General features: G+C 40.2%; 23 protein-coding genes and 1 pseudogene. 19 read left to right on the top strand and 5 right to left on the bottom strand.

Features of this window, described 5'->3' with window-relative positions:
• Nucleotides 1–70 precede the first annotated feature (70 nt).
• From HWQ58_RS02860 to HWQ58_RS02850, 3 genes are all read right to left on the bottom strand, one after another.
• Nucleotides 71–1,123, bottom strand: a complete 1,053-nt coding sequence (locus HWQ58_RS02860; RefSeq protein WP_292857472.1) for a hemerythrin domain-containing protein — start codon at nt 1,121–1,123, stop codon at nt 71–73.
• 264 nt (nt 1,124–1,387) lie between these two features.
• Entirely contained in the window at nt 1,388–2,854 is a 1,467-nt protein-coding gene (locus HWQ58_RS02855) for an ABC transporter substrate-binding protein (RefSeq protein ID WP_292857470.1), read from the bottom strand.
• Between the two features lie 68 nt (nt 2,855–2,922).
• Complete coding sequence (locus HWQ58_RS02850) at nt 2,923–4,293, bottom strand: serine/threonine-protein kinase (protein WP_292857467.1); 1,371 nt, start codon at nt 4,291–4,293, stop codon at nt 2,923–2,925.
• A 612-nt stretch (nt 4,294–4,905) separates the two neighbouring features.
• Here HWQ58_RS02850 and typA point away from each other — a divergent pair.
• The 8 genes and pseudogenes from typA to HWQ58_RS02810 all read left to right on the top strand — a co-directional run bounded on the left by typA (nt 4,906) and on the right by HWQ58_RS02810 (nt 10,006).
• A complete protein-coding gene (gene typA, locus HWQ58_RS02845) occupies nt 4,906–6,696 on the top strand; it encodes a translational GTPase TypA (protein WP_292857464.1) in 1,791 nt (596 codons plus the stop codon).
• A 195-nt stretch (nt 6,697–6,891) separates the two neighbouring features.
• Entirely contained in the window at nt 6,892–7,275 is a 384-nt protein-coding gene (locus tag HWQ58_RS02840; RefSeq protein ID WP_292857462.1) for a hypothetical protein, read from the top strand.
• A 47-nt stretch (nt 7,276–7,322) separates the two neighbouring features.
• Nucleotides 7,323–8,492 (top strand): annotated as a pseudogene (locus tag HWQ58_RS38315) (GUN4 domain-containing protein).
• Nucleotides 8,489–8,749 (top strand): hypothetical protein, encoded by a 261-nt coding sequence (locus HWQ58_RS02830; protein ID WP_292857460.1) that lies wholly within the window; start codon nt 8,489–8,491, stop codon nt 8,747–8,749. The pseudogene HWQ58_RS38315 and the gene HWQ58_RS02830 overlap by 4 nt, the downstream one beginning before the upstream one ends.
• Nucleotides 8,750–8,834: 85 nt before the next feature.
• Nucleotides 8,835–9,110, top strand: coding sequence for a BrnT family toxin (locus HWQ58_RS02825; RefSeq protein ID WP_292857458.1), 276 nt, complete (start codon nt 8,835–8,837; stop codon nt 9,108–9,110).
• A complete protein-coding gene (locus HWQ58_RS02820) occupies nt 9,094–9,327 on the top strand; it encodes a hypothetical protein (RefSeq protein WP_292857455.1) in 234 nt (77 codons plus the stop codon). Before HWQ58_RS02825 ends, HWQ58_RS02820 begins: the two co-directional genes overlap by 17 nt.
• Nucleotides 9,328–9,519: 192 nt before the next feature.
• Nucleotides 9,520–9,759, top strand: coding sequence for a DUF4258 domain-containing protein (locus tag HWQ58_RS02815; RefSeq protein ID WP_292857452.1), 240 nt, complete (start codon nt 9,520–9,522; stop codon nt 9,757–9,759).
• Between the two features lie 4 nt (nt 9,760–9,763).
• A complete protein-coding gene (locus HWQ58_RS02810) occupies nt 9,764–10,006 on the top strand; it encodes a YgiT-type zinc finger protein (protein WP_292857449.1) in 243 nt (80 codons plus the stop codon).
• On the opposite strand, the gene HWQ58_RS02805 is transcribed toward HWQ58_RS02810, so the two are convergent.
• On the bottom strand, nt 9,988–10,131 hold the full coding sequence (locus tag HWQ58_RS02805) for a hypothetical protein (protein ID WP_292857446.1): 144 nt from the start codon (nt 10,129–10,131) through the stop codon (nt 9,988–9,990). The genes HWQ58_RS02810 and HWQ58_RS02805 overlap by 19 nt on opposite strands.
• Nucleotides 10,132–10,147: 16 nt before the next feature.
• Here HWQ58_RS02805 and HWQ58_RS02800 point away from each other — a divergent pair, with 16 nt between their 5' ends.
• On the top strand, nt 10,148–10,873 hold the full coding sequence (locus tag HWQ58_RS02800) for a Uma2 family endonuclease (protein WP_292857444.1): 726 nt from the start codon (nt 10,148–10,150) through the stop codon (nt 10,871–10,873).
• Between the two features lie 164 nt (nt 10,874–11,037).
• Here HWQ58_RS02800 and HWQ58_RS02795 read toward each other — a convergent pair whose 3' ends face one another.
• On the bottom strand, nt 11,038–11,481 hold the full coding sequence (locus HWQ58_RS02795) for a DUF29 domain-containing protein (RefSeq protein WP_292857441.1): 444 nt from the start codon (nt 11,479–11,481) through the stop codon (nt 11,038–11,040).
• A gap of 235 nt (nt 11,482–11,716) precedes the next feature.
• Between HWQ58_RS02795 and HWQ58_RS02790 the strand changes: the two genes are divergently transcribed.
• From HWQ58_RS02790 to HWQ58_RS02745, 10 genes are all read left to right on the top strand, one after another.
• Nucleotides 11,717–11,851, top strand: a complete 135-nt coding sequence (locus HWQ58_RS02790; protein ID WP_292857438.1) for a hypothetical protein — start codon at nt 11,717–11,719, stop codon at nt 11,849–11,851.
• A gap of 49 nt (nt 11,852–11,900) precedes the next feature.
• On the top strand, nt 11,901–12,128 hold the full coding sequence (locus HWQ58_RS02785; RefSeq protein WP_292857435.1) for a type II toxin-antitoxin system Phd/YefM family antitoxin: 228 nt from the start codon (nt 11,901–11,903) through the stop codon (nt 12,126–12,128).
• Nucleotides 12,125–12,526 (top strand): type II toxin-antitoxin system VapC family toxin, encoded by a 402-nt coding sequence (locus HWQ58_RS02780; protein ID WP_292857432.1) that lies wholly within the window; start codon nt 12,125–12,127, stop codon nt 12,524–12,526. Before HWQ58_RS02785 ends, HWQ58_RS02780 begins: the two co-directional genes overlap by 4 nt.
• Nucleotides 12,520–12,786 carry a hypothetical protein gene (locus tag HWQ58_RS02775; protein WP_292857429.1) on the top strand — a complete coding sequence of 89 codons (267 nt, stop codon included), beginning with the start codon at nt 12,520–12,522 and terminating at the stop codon, nt 12,784–12,786. The genes HWQ58_RS02780 and HWQ58_RS02775 overlap by 7 nt, the downstream gene beginning before the upstream one ends.
• On the top strand, nt 12,761–13,426 hold the full coding sequence (locus HWQ58_RS02770) for a transposase family protein (protein ID WP_292857426.1): 666 nt from the start codon (nt 12,761–12,763) through the stop codon (nt 13,424–13,426). The genes HWQ58_RS02775 and HWQ58_RS02770 overlap by 26 nt, the downstream gene beginning before the upstream one ends.
• A gap of 258 nt (nt 13,427–13,684) precedes the next feature.
• Nucleotides 13,685–13,951 carry a type II toxin-antitoxin system ParD family antitoxin gene (locus HWQ58_RS02765; RefSeq protein ID WP_292857423.1) on the top strand — a complete coding sequence of 89 codons (267 nt, stop codon included), beginning with the start codon at nt 13,685–13,687 and terminating at the stop codon, nt 13,949–13,951.
• On the top strand, nt 13,948–14,247 hold the full coding sequence (locus tag HWQ58_RS02760) for a type II toxin-antitoxin system RelE/ParE family toxin (protein ID WP_292857420.1): 300 nt from the start codon (nt 13,948–13,950) through the stop codon (nt 14,245–14,247). The genes HWQ58_RS02765 and HWQ58_RS02760 overlap by 4 nt, the downstream gene beginning before the upstream one ends.
• 64 nt (nt 14,248–14,311) lie before the next feature.
• Nucleotides 14,312–15,493, top strand: a complete 1,182-nt coding sequence (locus HWQ58_RS02755) for a DUF58 domain-containing protein (protein ID WP_292857417.1) — start codon at nt 14,312–14,314, stop codon at nt 15,491–15,493.
• Nucleotides 15,494–15,703: 210 nt separating this feature from the next.
• Nucleotides 15,704–16,069, top strand: coding sequence for a ferredoxin thioredoxin reductase catalytic beta subunit (locus tag HWQ58_RS02750; RefSeq protein ID WP_292857539.1), 366 nt, complete (start codon nt 15,704–15,706; stop codon nt 16,067–16,069).
• Nucleotides 16,066–16,458 carry a DUF309 domain-containing protein gene (locus HWQ58_RS02745; RefSeq protein WP_292857414.1) on the top strand — a complete coding sequence of 131 codons (393 nt, stop codon included), beginning with the start codon at nt 16,066–16,068 and terminating at the stop codon, nt 16,456–16,458. The genes HWQ58_RS02750 and HWQ58_RS02745 overlap by 4 nt, the downstream gene beginning before the upstream one ends.
• Nucleotides 16,459–16,675 lie beyond the last annotated feature (217 nt).

Here is a 16,675-nt window from a genome sequence, read left to right as displayed (position 1 = left end):
CAGCACATCAGCGCTGGGAGTTTTTGTTTAACTAACTTTTTTTAGCGGATATAAAAAGCCCAAAAGCGTCCTACACATTCGATTCACTAACAACGCCCAATTTCTCTTGAATTCGGGTCTTAGCGGCTTTGAATTCAGTCGCCAGTTGTTCAGTTTGCTCAGTGCTTAAGTTGTTGCGAATGGCGGTAAACATTGTGCTTTCTTCTTGACGAATATGGTCGCCAACAGCTTTCATAAGTTGTGTAACTTGATCTTTGAATTCAGATGAAGAAGGGCTAATAGCCTTAATTTGGTCTAACACCCGCTTCATTTCAGCTTGTTCATCAAACAGTTCTTGGGTGTTATCTTGACCGTAGAAAGGACGTACTTTTGGATAGACAACTTCTTCTTCAGCTCCAGCGTGGGCAGTTAAATCCTTGTAAATTTGACCGAAGTACTCTTGGATCTTTTGTGGATCGTTGCTTTGTAGTAGTTCGGTGAATAGGGTATTTACCTTGTTGTGATCGAGGCGGATGACATCTTGGATATTTAGATCCTTTTTGTCGCTGTTTTGGGTGACAGCACTACCTACTACACCACTAACTGCGGCCAAAGCGTCTTGAACACGTGCCCAAATTCCTTGATCTGCATCTTGTCCAGTGAGTTCGCGGACACCCAGAATCTCCAGAATGCCTTTGAGTTGCTCTTGGTGAGCGCGGTTCTCAAAGTTTATGGTATTCAAAGGCCCGATCGCTAGCAACACATCAGCACCAACTTTTTGAGCAGCTTTGTGAACTATCAAGCCACTCATTACTATTTGATGTTTCAGCAATTCATGCTGAGAGATTTTTTCATACAGGCTTAACTCAGAACCTTTGAACAATTCGCGAGCTTTTTCAAGGAATTGTGTAACGTTTTTTTTGGGTTCAGCCTGAATCCCATACTGACCAATTACAGTTTCTAAAATACCAAGGTTTTTTTCATCATCATTGATAAAATTTCGGATGCGATCGGCAATTTCGGCATCAAGCCCTTGCGTCAAAAGCGATTTTTCATTTTCGATGAGCAACTGTTGCAGAGCTTTAATACTTGCAAGTTTTACAGCAATAGCATTGCGTTTAGTATCATCTAATGTAGCTACCATCTGTGTTCTCCGTCGGCAAAGTGTTCGTAATTCTTACTGATATAACCTTGACACAGAATTTATGGAGATTCCATCTTTCTTTTGAGCGATCGCTCTCACAACTCTGGGTAGATAAACAAAACTTTTTGTTAGAGAAAAATTGAAGCGATCGCTTCAATTTTTGATTGCAATCAAATCAATAAGTTTAGTATGACATTCAAATTGAATAGATTACCTATTTGGGAGCAATCTATATCTTTAGAATGAAAATTAACATCAAAAAAACTATTTCTTATTCAAGAGGGCAAAATCGTAACCAGTTCCACTAGAACAAGACTCACAACGCTCAATTTTGACTAGCATTGCTTCTCCTTGACGCTCCCCGGAGGGCGAAAACTGAATCATTCCAGTTGCTCCAGATGTTGAAAAATTGGGATTAGATAATACCCTTTGTAATCCTTCGCGGGTACCGTCTTCTTTTAAGCCAGCAATAATTGCTTGAAGTGCATCATAAGCTCCCGCCGTTCTCTGATTTACTTGTGCATTCCAAAGCTGAAAGGCATTTTTCGCAAATGGGTTATCTTTATTAGCATTACGATGCCAATACACAGGTAATACCATTCCTTCTAGATCCTTGCCATTTTGTAAAGTTGTAGCACTGTACATAGTTTCAGAAGCAAACAGTGGCTTTCTACCTTTAACCTCTTGTGCTACTTTGGTGGCAAAGTATATATTTCTGATTGAAGGCATTAGTAAAAAACCACTTGCATTTTCTGTTTCTATGGCTTTATCCACAAAAGCTTTAGGGTCAAAATTTTTGTCTGCTAAATTGCAAGGTGTACTAATAACGTTGCTGCCATAATTTTTGATAGCTTGAGTGTACTGTTCTACAAGTATCTGATTTGATGAAGAGGCTGAATTATCTCTTGAACTACGAACATCGCCACAAATAGCAACATTTCTTGCTTGTCGAGCAATGTAGCGAGAATGAGTATCTACTAAATTATTATATAAAGGATTTACATGAAACAAGTAGTTACTTGTAGAACTATTAGACTGACTATTTACTGTATTATTATCTAATTTTGCTGGATTTTCTGCTTGATTTGGTAGCTCGACGGGCAAGACTAAAACCAAACCTTTCTCTTTATATATTTCTGCTTTACGTCTAACACCCACGGCAGCTACAAGGCTTTTATCTTGAACTAATTCATTATCTAGGCGTGCAGAATCTTCTCTATTATCAGCACTTGCAATTACAATTTGCAATTTTTTACCATTAATTCCTCCTTGAGTATTAACTTCATTTTGAGCTTGAGCTACACCACGTAAAATCTCTTCTGCTAAACTAGGATCGAAGTTAATTGGTGCGACGATCGCAACTTTTATAGCTTCTGAATTATCTCGTGCTATTTTGGCATTATTGTTTAAATAAATTAAAGTTTCTGGATCGTTTGGATTATTTTTCAGAGAATCAGTAAATTTTTTAACGGCAGTACTGAAATCTTTCTCAGCAAAAGCTTTAACTCCATCTGTTTTTTCTGGGGATGTTTGCACTTTCACCAAAATCCTTGTACCTAAATTCATTAGTGAAGGCTTATTTGTCAATGAAGATGAAGTTTGTGTCGGGTTTGATGATGTTGTTATGATAGTAGAAGAAACTTTGCTAATTAACCATAAAATAGCTGCTACCATTACCCCAGCCAGACCAAGAGAAATAAGCAGTCTCAAGTTTTCTTTTTGATTTTTCATGAATAATTACCCAACTTTTACAAAGTTTATCTGAAAGAAATTTATGACAATTGAGCAAAACCAAAAAACTAAAGATATTTAGAAATTATTTTGTTTATTATTTCAGAGACACCCACTATAATAACTGTCAACAAACCTGCCATAATAACTAGCAATCCTACGAGTAACAGTCCATTTAAACCAGCTTTGAGAAGATTATTAGTTAGGATATTTCTGAAAATAAAGACAATGAGTAAATTTGCGATGATAGCAACAACAATTAAATAAGCTTTTTCCAAAAGTGGGCGAGATTGAATAAAGACTAATCCTCCTAAAATTAGCAACCACAATCCAGAGCTAATCCAAGTAGTTCCGAGAAAACTTATAAGTGCGATCGCTAAAAATGAACTACCCGATCCAGCTATTATTGCTCCAGACAATAATCTACTGTTAGAGAATTGCGGTAGATATCGAGTTGATTTATGTTGATTTTGTGGTTGCGCTCTTGATGGCAGAGTAGGTGGAATAACTGTAGAAGCTAATGTATACCTTAGCGGTGGCAACTTATTCAAGTCTTGTAAGACAGCCTGTGCAGATTGATAACGCTGTTCGTGATTTTCTTGTAGTGACTTATTAAGAATCATCTCTAATTCTTGACTTATGGGTTGCGTTAAATGCTGCCGCCAATTAGAAGTCCAACCATAGCCTTGTTTCATCCACAAACTCGAAGGAGAAATATTGGTCAGTAGTTGAAAGCAAGTTATTCCTAAACTATAAATATCACTAGACAGAAAAACTTTACCTGTTTGCATTTGCTCAATTGGTGCATAACCTAATGAACCAATAATTGTCCCTATTGTAGTGTTTGTAGGTTCCGTCTTTTGCTTTGCCACCCCAAAATCAATTAGTACTAATTTTCCATCATTTTGACGGCGAATAATATTTTCTGGTTTAATATCTCGGTGAATTACTTGTTGTTGATGTATATCTACCAGTACAGATAATAAATCATTTAAAAAATCTCGAATCTTGGCTTCATCAAAAACCCCCTGTTGTTTTAATTCTTGCAACAGATTTTGCCCTTCGATAAACTGCTGCACTAAATACAGATATTCAGCTTCCTTAAAATATGCATACAAATTAGGAATTTGGACATGTTCTCCTAGTTCTTTGAGACGTTTGGCTTCTCGTTCAAACAACTCAGTCGCTTTTTTATGTGCCTGACTACCCTGACTGCCATAAAATTGACTTAGAACCAGCTGCTTAACAACACATCGTTCATTTAGCTTGTCTATATCTTCGGCGATATATGTGCGTGCAAAACCTCCTCTCCCTAATGGTGTGATGATTCGGTAACGATTTCTCAATAGCGACACCAACTCTGTGCCACAACTGAGGCAAAAATTTGCCCCGTCAGGATTTTTGGGATTCTCGCAATTAGGATTTAGGCAGCAGACCATATAATTATCGCTGTCATTTTATTAGTTTTTAGAATATACCTTAAATTCTCTAGAGGCGTTATATTGTAAAGTCTCTACATAGATAATGACGTAGGCGTAGCCCGTCGTAGACATCGCTTCTTGCTCTTTTAAACAATTGACCTAACTCTACATTCTGAGAATTCTGTGTAAGTTGAATATTTTTGTAGAGATACCCACCCCATTCTAGTCAAAAAAAACCAGGCTTGGCGATCGCTGCCCTTCGATCCCAAACACGAAATAACTTGACTTTTAGTAGCCAGTAACTTCATCTCTATTAATCAAAGATCGTACTTTTCACCAAAGCATTTCTAACTACAAATTCCTCTGTGCGAATCAACCGCAATTCTCAAAAGTAATACAGCCCTTCAGCAAACATTTGTTTGTCACAGAAGCTTTTGTTATCCCACCAACGCCGTAATTACCACACATCTCCATTGTGGGGTTTACAAAACTCCCCGCAATTGTGACGATTACGCTAGAATTATTAAAGGTTCTTTACAGAATTTGCCGATCGTTCTCAATTCTGTTAAAACAGCCTAGCATTCAAATGTAAATCTTATAAACCCCCTCTACAGTTCACCAAAAGCTTCTATGACGCTCCCAATTCGCAACGTCGCCATTATCGCCCACGTTGACCACGGCAAAACCACACTGGTTGACGCACTCCTCAAACAATCCGGCATTTTCCGCGAAGGCGAAGACGTTCCGGATTGCGTTATGGACTCCAACGCCCTAGAACGGGAACGGGGTATTACTATCCTGTCCAAAAATACGGCGGTTCGCTACAAAGAAACACTAATTAATATTGTTGATACTCCGGGACACGCTGATTTTGGTGGCGAAGTTGAACGGGTACTCGGCATGGTTGACGGATGTCTTCTGATTGTCGATGCCAATGAAGGCCCCATGCCCCAAACACGCTTTGTTCTGAAAAAAGCTTTAGAAAAAGGGCTGCGCCCCATCGTTGTAATCAACAAAATCGATCGTGGACAAACTGACCCCCACGTTGCTGTTGATAAAGTTTTGGATCTGTTCTTGGAATTAGGGGCAGATGAAGACCAGTGTGATTTTACCTATCTGTTTGCCTCCGGTATGGGAGGTTTTGCGAAAGAAAGCTTGGAAGCAGAATCGGTAGATATGCAACCCCTGTTTAATGCGATTCTGCAACACGTTCCACCACCAGTAGGCGACAGCAAGAAGCCTCTGCAATTGCAAGTCACAACCCTAGATTATTCTGAATATCTGGGACGGATTGTGATTGGCAGAATTCACAACGGTACTATCCGTTCAGGACAGCAAGCGGCTTTGGTAACAGAAAACGGCACTATTGTCAAAGGTAAAATTACCAAGTTGATGGGCTTTGAAGGACTCAAGCGCGTAGACCTGGAAGAAGCAACCGCAGGTTATATTGTGGCGGTGGCTGGTTTCGCTGATGCTTATATTGGGGAAACGATTACTGATCCTAACGAACCCCAAGCTTTACCACTAATTAAAGTGGATGAACCAACCTTGCAAATGACCTTCTGGGTGAATGATTCACCCTTTGCTGGTCAAGAAGGAAAGTTGGTGACATCACGACAAATACGCGATCGCTTATTCCGCGAACTTGAAACCAACGTGGCTTTGCGCGTTGAAGAAACCGATTCTCCCGATAAATTCCTTGTTTCCGGTCGGGGAGAACTCCATCTGGGTATTTTAATTGAAACCATGCGCCGGGAAGGCTTCGAGTTTCAGGTATCTCAGCCACAGGTAATTTACCGCGAAGTCAACGGTCAACCTTGTGAACCTTATGAACTCTTGGTGTTAGACATTCCTGTTGATGGTGTGGGTAGCTGTATTGAGCGCCTGGGACAACGCAAAGGCGAAATGCAAGATATGCAACCAGGTAGTGGCGATCGCACCCAGCTAGAGTTTGTCATACCCGCCCGTGGTTTGATTGGTTTCCGGGGTGAATTCATGCGGATGACTCGTGGCGAAGGCATCATGAACCACAGCTTCTTAGACTACCGTCAACTAAGTGGTGATATTGAAGCCCGTAACAAAGGCGTTTTAATCTCCTTTGAAGAAGGCGTTTCTACCTTCTACGCCATGAGGAACGCTGAAGATAGAGGAGCATTCTTTATTGTTCCCGGTACAAAGGTTTACAGAGGCATGATTGTAGGCGAACACAATCGTCCGCAAGATTTGGAACTGAATATCTGTAAGACCAAGCAGTTGACCAACCACCGCGCTGCTGGTGGCGATGAACTAGTGCAACTGCAAGCACCGATAGATATGAGCCTAGAGCGTGCTTTGGAATACATTGGCCCCGATGAATTGGTGGAAGTTACGCCCCAATCGATTCGTCTGCGGAAGATGTCGAAGAAGTTGGCGAAACGGTAATTCATAGCGGTGGCTGTTCTTGCTCACCCACTCATTTAATAACATCACAAAACAAAGCCTGCTGACGCAGGCTTTTTTCGTTTAGTAATCTTGTAGTAGTTAAATGTAGTACTATACGCTACTATAAATAAATTAATCCATTTAGAGCGAGTCAGTAAATTCGATTCGCAAACATACTAGCTAAAGGTTTTTTATATGAGCAATGGAAATCACAATAATACTTACAATATATATTTAGGGGCTGGTGGTAACTTTAACAAATCTATTTCTATTGAAGGTGATTATTTACAAGTACATGGTAATTACATAAATATAAGTCAGGATTTATCTCAAGCTGCTACACAAATACAAGAGTTATTACGGCAGCTAGAAAATCAGGGCTATAATCACCAAGATGCTCAACAGAAGGTAGCTAAAGATTGGGCAAATGAAGTTAAAAATAACCCCAAAGCTAAAGGTAAACTTATTAAATTAGGGCAATCTATACGTGATGCTGCTGCAAGTGCTGTTATAGGAGAAGCTACGCTAGATGTAATTAAATTAGTGTTTGCTTTATTAGGCATTCCTCTGCCATTTTAAACTGTCAATTACTCCTATACCCTAAAGCACCTATCAACAGTTAAAATATGAAAATTCCAATAAAGCAAATATTCAGAGAGTTCTATCTTCTGATAAATCGGCTTTCGTTGGTAGAGAAGTTAATATACGGTTTGTTTAGCATAGCTTTAGTTAGGGCTGTATACCTAACTATTCTTAATTTATCGAAAAAAGCCATCGATTATATTTTAGCAAATTATCAGATGATTTTTGCTATTTTTTTCGGCGTACTAGCCATACTAATATTTGGATTAGGTTTCTATTTATATATTTCAAGAGCTAGATATAAGCAAAACAGTTTGGATGAAAGCTTAATAGATGATGATATAAATGAACCTCGCAATATTTATACAGAAGGTAATTACAACGAAAATATTAATATTAATGGCGATCAAATTGAGATATATGGAGATGTTATTAACATAAATCAGGATTTTTCAGAAATTGCTCAGGAAATTCGTGAGTTAATAACTGAACTAAAAAATCAGGGTTATAGTGAAGAAGATGCCAAAACAGAAATTGCAACTGAATTAGCAGAAGAAGCCCGTAAAAAGCCCAAGGTTAGAAAAAAGCTTTTTATGTGGAAAAAATCTTTTAGTACTAACACTACGAAAACTAATGATGAAACTGAAGTAGCAAGAGAAGTTGTTACTAGTGCTACAGCTTATAGTCATACTTCTTCTAAAGATTTCACTGAAGTAGTATCGGGGTATTATCAAAAACTAGATGAATTACTTCAAGCTAGGAAATGGAAAGAGGCTGATTTAGAAACAGCTAAGATCATCTATGTGATATCTCATAAAGAGTTACCAAAAACTTCACCATACAGAACTTACCTTACAAATTATTTTTGCTCAGAATATATAAAATTTCTTCCCCGAAAAGATTTAAATAATATAAATAAACTCTGGTTAAAGTATAGCAATGGACGGTTTGGGTTTAGTGTTCAAAAACGCATTTGGAAACGTATTGGTGGTGGTTCTGACACTACTTATAATAGTCGGTAAATACAAAATAAATTTGGTGATGAAGTTGGCTGGCGTAAAGAAGGAGATTGGGTATACTACTCTGATATTCACTACTGGCGGACAGCACCATCTGGGCATCTTCCAATATGTTTAATGCTAAACTCAGGTAAATCCGAGCGATGTAATATTGATTTTCAAATACTAGAAGTCATTGTTGGGCGTATATCATGACTATTCGTGAAACTACCATCGCAAAATTGCAGCAACTTTCCGAACCACTCCTGCAAGAAGTGACCGATTTCATTGATTTTGTGATCCACAAACATCAAGTTAAAATTGCTGACAATCAGCCTGATGAAACACTTGTGGAAAAATGGTCACAATGGTTTGAGGCTGTGGATTGCCTAGACATATCTCCATCTGAACCAGTCAGCAACTATCAGCAAATCCTATTTAACAAGTATCGGCAACAAGGGCTAGAGCTATGATCCTGTGCGATGCAGGAGTCGTTCTGGCTTTTGATCAACAAACAGCCTGTTAAACTCTGGAAAGGAAAGGCAAAGAGATTTGTAAATGAAATTTGAATGGAATCCAGACAAAGCAACACTAAACCTTGAGAAACATGGTGTTTCTTTTCAGGAAGCTGCAACCGTATTTAATGACCCGCTATCCGTAACTTTTCCTGATCCTGACCACTCCATTAGAGAAAGTCGCTACGTTATTATTGGCTTATCTAAGTTTGAACAACTTTTAGTTGTTGCACATACTGATAGAGGGGAAAAGATACGAATTATCAGCGCCCGAAATGCTACTCGCCAGGAGAAGAGGTTTTATGAACAAGAAAGTTGAAAACGAAATGGAAGATGAATTACGTCCTGAGTACGACTTCGCTCAAATGGCAAGCGGGGTTAGAGGTAAATATGTTGAGCGATATCGTACAAAAACGAACCTAGTACTTTTAGATCCCGATGTTGCCCAAGCTTTTCCCAACGATAAAGCAGTGAATGAGGCATTAAGGTTGTTAATCCAGGTCGCCCAGCGCCAGCAGCCCAACACAACGCTATGAACAATTCCCCTTTTTTTATACATGACACTAAATATGAAAAGTGATTACTCAAATTCCTAAATGGCAACTGTTGAGCATCACAAGGTGTAGTCTTAAGACTTGGTATCATTAGCAGAATGTTACCTGAATAAACAAGTGCCTCGCAGTGATATTGACTGCATAAGAGAAAAGATTAGACTCCGCCAATATGATATGTCAGCCCATGCAATGGAAGAAATGGCTGAGGATATGCTGACGATTTTAGATGTGGAAGAGGCGGTTCTGAAAGGTCAAGTCATTCGAGTTGAAAAAGATGACCGAAGAGGAAGAAAATATATAGTAGTAGGAACTGCATTAGATCAACAAACGCCTGTTGGGATTGTTGGGCGTTTTGCAAGCAACAGACGTTATTTAATTATCACTGTTTATCAAGTCACTGAAGCCCAAGGCTAGCTGTATGTATGGATATAGATGCGAGTATTGCGAAGGAACTGTTCAACCTCGAATTGTCAAGCGCGAGGCATTCAAACATAGAGATGGATTTGTCATCCTCGAAGATGTGACGATTGGTGTTTGTAATACCTGTGGCAATCGGTACTATTCTGCCGATATTCTTCATGCGGTTCATGCTGTTGCAACTGGAGCGAAACTCCCTGAAAGAACCGAACAAATTCCGGTCACTCATCTAGAATCAGCATAATCAACGCCGCGTAACGTTAGCTGCTCAAGTTGTTGGTAAAGACAGATCGCTAGCCAGTAGGCATTTTTATAAAAAGCGATCGCCAAACTATAGCAGAGATTTACAGTGCGATTCCTCCTTGGCATATTTTCACACAAAGCGATGTCTACGACGGGCTATTCGGCGTCGCAATACAGCAAATCATCAAGGAGCGATCGCAAACAAATCAATTATTTTCAAAGCCTATGCATAGTCATGCTGGCAAAGAGTATGTCACAATTCAGGCAGGGATTGCTAGAGGTGAATGCGATGCCCCCACTACTTGACCGAACTACCGATCAACGCATCGTCCATTATGGGACGTGGGAACAGTTCAAGTTCATCCAAAAGGGTTTTGACGGTTCTCCTGGTGTGCGACTGTTTTACTATGACGATACAATCGAGATTCTCATGCCGGGACGCGAACATGAAATTTTTGCAAGTATCATCGGTTATTTAGTGACAACCTTTCTCGTCGAAAAAGGCATTTTCTTTCAGCCAACCCGATCAATGACGCAGGAAAAAGAAGGGGTTGTCTCGGTTCAAGCAGACGAGTCTTACTGTATTGGCAGCGCTAAACCGATTTCAGATTTGTCTATCGAAGTCGTTTTTACTAGTGGTGGTATCAGCAAGTTAGAGCGCTATAAAGCTCTGGGAGTACTGGAAGTCTGGTTTTGGGAAGATGGGCTGTTAACGCTCTATCATCTGCATGACGGCAGCTATGAATGCGTTGAGCGCAGCCAACTGCCCGGACTCAATGACCTAAATTTGGATTTACTGAGACGCTACATTTTGATGGCTGAGACTGATGCTGGAGAAGCTATTAGGGCATTTCGTCGAGAGATTTAACGCATAGGCGAGCTTTTCGTAGACATCGCTAGTCAGCAGGGATTCTTACAGAAAGCGATCGCTTTCTTAGCAGCATAGATTTACAGTGTGTAAGCGTAGCCCGTCGTAGACATCGCCTCTCGGTGCTGCTTTCATTTCACAAAAATCAAATAAAACTGATATATTTAAGGTAAATAATTTTCATCTAATAATTGCACAAGAGTATAAGGACACTTTTCTAGAAAACTAGTTAAATCGGTTTTAATTTTCACAAAATCAACCGCACTTTGATAAATATTTTCTAAATCATTCTGTAACTTGTTTATTAAATTTGTCGTTAAATGATTATTTAAGTCATATCTAAAGGTTTTAATTTCTCCAATCCAATGACGATAGTTTCTTTCATATTCTACCTGCCAATATTGGAATAATAATATATGAATAATAATTTGCCTTAATAGACTTTTTGCTTTCGCTAAATCTCTTTTTCCCAAACTGATTAATTCCTCAATGAGGTTTTCTAAATCAAGTTGGTTAAACTGTTTTTGTTTTAATAATTCAATAGTTTCTTCCAACCATAAATTCTCATCGGTTTCATAGAGTTGCTTTAAGTTGGTAGTAATGGTCATATTTCCACCTTCTCCCTAAATTCCATAATCTAATCATATACAATTATAAATTTATAGATGCAAACCACCAAAATACAGATAAATTGTTAAGTTGTGCATACAATTCGTAACTGACTCTCGCTATCTGTAACTTTGTACTGTTAGATCCTGATGTTGCCCAAGCTTTTCCCAACGATGAAGAAGTGAATGAGGCATTAAGGTTCTTAATCCGAGTCGCCCAGCGCCAGCAGCCCCTATGAACAATTCCTCAAGGACGAACTCGGACAAAGTTAACTTACTCACAGAGGAGGGAATCGATACATCTGATATTCCTCTGTTAACTGAGGAGTTTTTCAGTATTGCCCACATGAAAAGATCCTTGAGTCAATAACTGACAAAAAAGTTATATTCAAAATATAGGGTTTTGGTAAAGACTATCAATGCACCAAGTTAATTTGAAAGAAGCTGAGACTCGCCTAGCAGAATTAATTGAAGAGGCGGCTGCTGGAGAAGAAGTCATCATCATGCGTAATGATGGGACATCTTTCAAAATTGTGCCACTTAATGGAGTAGAAGTACGCCCCAAGTTTGGTAGTGCTAGGGGTTTAGTAAAAATGTCAGATGATTTTGATGAGCCGTTGGCAGATTTTGAGGAATACGCTCCATGAGGCTCCTGCTCGACACTCATACGTTTTTATGGTTTATTGAGGGCAGTTTCAACCTCAGTGACACAGCAAAAAACTTTATTGAAGATCGGGGAAATCAAAGATTTTTGAGCATTGCGAGTCTTTGGGAAATTTCTATCAAGGTCAGTATCGACAAGCTAAAACTGGAAATGACTTTTACTGAGTTGGTCAAGCAACAAATTTATGGTAATGCTATTGAATTGCTTGAAATACGACCAGAACATTTAGATGAGTTAGCAAAGTTGCCTTCTTATCATAAAGATCCATTTGATCGGCTCATAATTTCTCAAAGTTTAGTGGAGAGCATCCATAGATTAGACCTGTCGCTTAATAAGGTAAAATCAGCGATTAGCGGTTGGGATGAGACAGGAAAATGCTAGACATCAATCGGGTGCTAAAGGAAGATCGTCTGCTAAGAGCATTAACTGGGCTGAATCATAAGGCATTCGATGAATTGTCAGTTGCCTTTGAAATTGTACTCAACACTGAAGCGATCGCTAAAAGCGAAAAGCCTCGGAAACGGTCTATAGGTGGGGGCAGAAAAGCTCGATTGCAGCGAGTAGAAGACAAGCTATTTTTCATATTGTTCTATTTCAAGTGCTATCCCACCTTTGATGTTTGTTGCAGGAGTGCTTTTTGACCTACACCGCAGTCGGGCACACCGTTGGATGTTAAGACTACAACCATTGCTGGAGAGTGTCTTGGGTCAGAAAATGGTCTTACCAGAACGCAAATTGGAGAGTATTGAAGATTTTACGACTCGTTTTCCATCCGCCCAAGAAGTGATGATTGATGGGACAGAACGACCCATTCAGCGTCCCAAAGACCAAAACAAGCACCCAATGCATTATTCGGGTAAAAAAAAGCGCCATACTCGCAAACACTTAGTGATGACAGACCAAAATAAACGGGTGTTAGTACTATCTCATGCAAGGGAAGGTAAGGTTCATGACAAACGACAATTGAACGAGGAAAAATTAGCAGATTTTGTGCCAGATAATATTCCGATTCATGTAGACTCGGGTTTCCAAGATTTACAAAATGAATTTGTTAACATCAAGATTCCTGATAAAAAACCTAGAGGTAAAGAACTGACTGAGGAACAGAAACAATCTAATCGCGACAAAAGTAGCAATCGCGTTAAATGCGAACACACTATATCAGGCATTAAGAGATACAATGCTGCTACAGCATTGTACAGAAATCGCATTGATGATTTGGACGATCGCTTCATGCTCACTGCCACCGGACTCTGGAATTTCTACTTGATGGCTGCATAAGTTGATGAGTCAAGTTGAGAAATCCATTTCATCGTTTTTTAGGTCTTATTTAGCGACAAGTCTAATTACTAGAGACAGTGTGTTTGAAAGTTATCCTGTGCAAATATTGTGGTGAATTGTACCGCATTTATACAGAATAGAAGTTATTGGCAAATGGGAATATGACTTACTGTGTTTCTTGAATAAACCTTAACTGAACGAAAAAGCAGGGTGAGTTTTTTAATTTAAAATGGTGAATAATCTGAATAGAGGTTTTCTATGAGTATCAGTCTGACACCCGATCAAGAACGCTTTATTCAAACCAAGCTCCAGTCTGGGAAATATCAGTCCGCAGAGGAAGCCCTTGAAATTGCCTTACGGTTGCTTGATGAATACGATCGCGCCGATGCTGAATGGGTCGAGAATGTAAGAGAAAAAATTGATGCGGCGATTTTAGCTTCAGACCAAACGCCTCCTATTGATGGAGAGACATTTGTAAACCAAATTCTAGAGCGGTTTCGACAAGGACAGCAGGCGCAAGCATGAGTCGCTACGTCATCAACATTCTTGCCAGCCGAGATATCAATGAAATTGCTGACTACTTTGCTGAAACTAACTTTGAAGCAGGAGAGCGATTTTTCAGTGAATTCAACCGCAAGTGCCAACAACTTGTTACCTTTCCAAACAGTGGTAAAAGTTACGCAAAAATTCGTCCAGACCTCCGAGGTGTATCCTTGCAAGGTTATATCGTTTTCTACAGAGTATTAGATGATGGTATCGAAATTCTAAGAGTTGTAAGTGGTCGTCGTAACTTTCCATCTCTTTTTGAGGAATCCAACTAAAAGCTTTTTTGGCGAACCCCTGAGATACTGTGAATTTTGGGTGGTGTTGGGTTAAAAAAGAAACATGAAAATTATCAAACCCATCACCAATTGGTTAGAAACCCGCGCCAGTGCCCCTGCTTATGGCGGTTGGGTACTAGCAGCAACGGCTATTTGTTTTTTTGGCGCAGGTATCAATACGATGGCTGGCTGGCTTTACGCCATTAGCGGCATTAGTTTTGCCCTTTTGGGTGTAGCAGCCATCTTACCGCCGCGATCGCTCACAGGTCTATCCATCACCCGCCGTCCCATACAACCTGTATCAGCAGGCGACGATCTTACGGTGGAATTAGAAATCTGCAATCAGACACAGCAGCCTGTAAGCTTATTGCAAGTTGAAGATACACTGCCCTTCGTCTTAGGGAAACCAGTACAAAAGGCAATCGAAACAATTCCTAGCCAAGGCAGTTACCGTTGGGTATATTACCACCCTACCCAGCGCCGGGGTGTTTATCGCTGGCACACAGTCGAACTTGGTTCTGGTGCGCCTTTGGGATTGTTCTGGTGTCGCCGTCAGCGTGATTGTGCTGCTACAGCGATCGTTTATCCGACAGTGTTGCCCTTGGCTAGCTGCCCCCTAGTAGACGAAATGGGGCAAGAAGAGAGCAAAAGGGGCGATCCTCGTGGTAGACCCTTGCAGACAGCGACAACAGGGCTGGTGCGATCGCTCCGTCCTTATCGTTTAGGAGATCCTACTCGCTTGATTCACTGGCGGACTAGTGCCCGTTATGGTGAATTAAGGGTGCGGGAGTTAGAAATGGTAACAGGTGGACAAGAAATAGTTATTGCCCTTGACAGTGCTAGCAAGTGGGAAGAAGAAAACTTTGAACAAGCAGTAATTACCGCAGCATCGCTGTACTTTTATGCACAAAAACAGCAATTACAGGTGCAACTGTGGACAGCATCAACAAATTTAATCAAAGGCGATTGCTTTGTTCTAGAAACCTTGGCAGCAATCGCATCTCTAGAAGATGCCAGTTCAGTTGTTCCTAAAAGCTATCCTTTGATTTGGCTGACTCAGAATCCTCTAAGCCTTGCTACTCTTCCTCAAGGCAGTCGCTGGGTTTTGTGGCCAAATATTTCCTCACCAGCAGAACAAGAGGTAATCAATTGGGAACACCCTGGTATAGTTTTACAAAGCGATGTCTACGACGGGCTAGGCTTACGCTCACTGCAAACCCAACTACAAAAAACATTACATTCATAAATCAATTCAAATTTTATAATTTCAAAGACTGCTGACAACTTAAGCTTCTGCGATTTCTGGGATTTTCTCCGATCCCAGTACAGCGGATATATCAGCCTTTGAGCAAAGGTAAAATAAGTTGAGCAGGCAAGGTTGGGGAAATACACCCAGTAATCCCTTAGTGAGGCTAAGGTACAATGAATGCAAAGAAATATTTAAATTATGAGCGACATGATCACATCAGAACATAATACAAAATCCAGCGATAAAAGCCTAGAGGCAATGCGGCATTTTTCCGAACAATACGCCAAGCGTACTGGAACATACTTCTGTTCTGAACCTTCTGTCACCGCAGTTGTGATTGAAGGATTAGCCAAACATAAAGACGATCTAGGTGCGCCTTTATGTCCTTGTCGCCATTACGAAGATAAAGAAGCTGAGATTCACGCCACATATTGGAACTGTCCTTGTGTGCCGATGAGAGAACGCAAAGAGTGCCATTGCATGTTATTCCTCACCCCTGACAATGAGTTTGCTGGAGAAAAACAAGAAATCTCTCTGGAAACAATCAAAGAAGTACGAGACAGCATGGGATGAGCGAAATCATTCCCCAAGAGTTTTGGCAAGGCGTAGACCAGTTCAATTCTGGACAGTTCTACGCCTGTCATGACACTTTAGAGGCTTTGTGGATTGAAGCTGGCGAACCGGAAAAAACCTTTTATCAGGGAATTCTCCAAATTGCTGTAGCACTGTATCATTTGGAAAATCGGAACTGGCGAGGTGCTGTAATTCTATTGGGAGAAGGCAGCAATCGCCTACGCCGTTACCCATCTACTTACGGCGGCATTGACGTAGATGAGCTATTGAGTCAGAGCGCAGTTTTGTTGACAACTTTACAACAAATAGGGCAAGACTTGATTACATCTGGTGAGTTGGGTGAAAATCAAGTCTTATCTTTGCCTAAAATTGTGCTGACTATTGATTAGACATCTGGTGAAATTATGCGTTGCCCGAAATCCCTGGTAGGCACAATTCATGTAGACGTAAAGCGGCTTAAGGCACAATACTCTGCCTGCGTCATTTTCACTTGTTATGTCAATTACCTGAAACCTTGAGGTTGGGGGTAGCGTCACTATTTCAGCCAGTAGTTATCGGAAATCACTCCAGATTGTATATTTCATATCTGGATAAAGTACTTGAGAT

The organism is Nostoc sp. LPT, from assembly GCF_017115165.1.
Lineage (GTDB): Bacteria > Cyanobacteriota > Cyanobacteriia > Cyanobacteriales > Nostocaceae > Nostoc.
The sequence above is the reverse complement of the archived record's forward strand: the minus strand, read 5'-3'. Positions and strand labels throughout refer to the sequence as shown.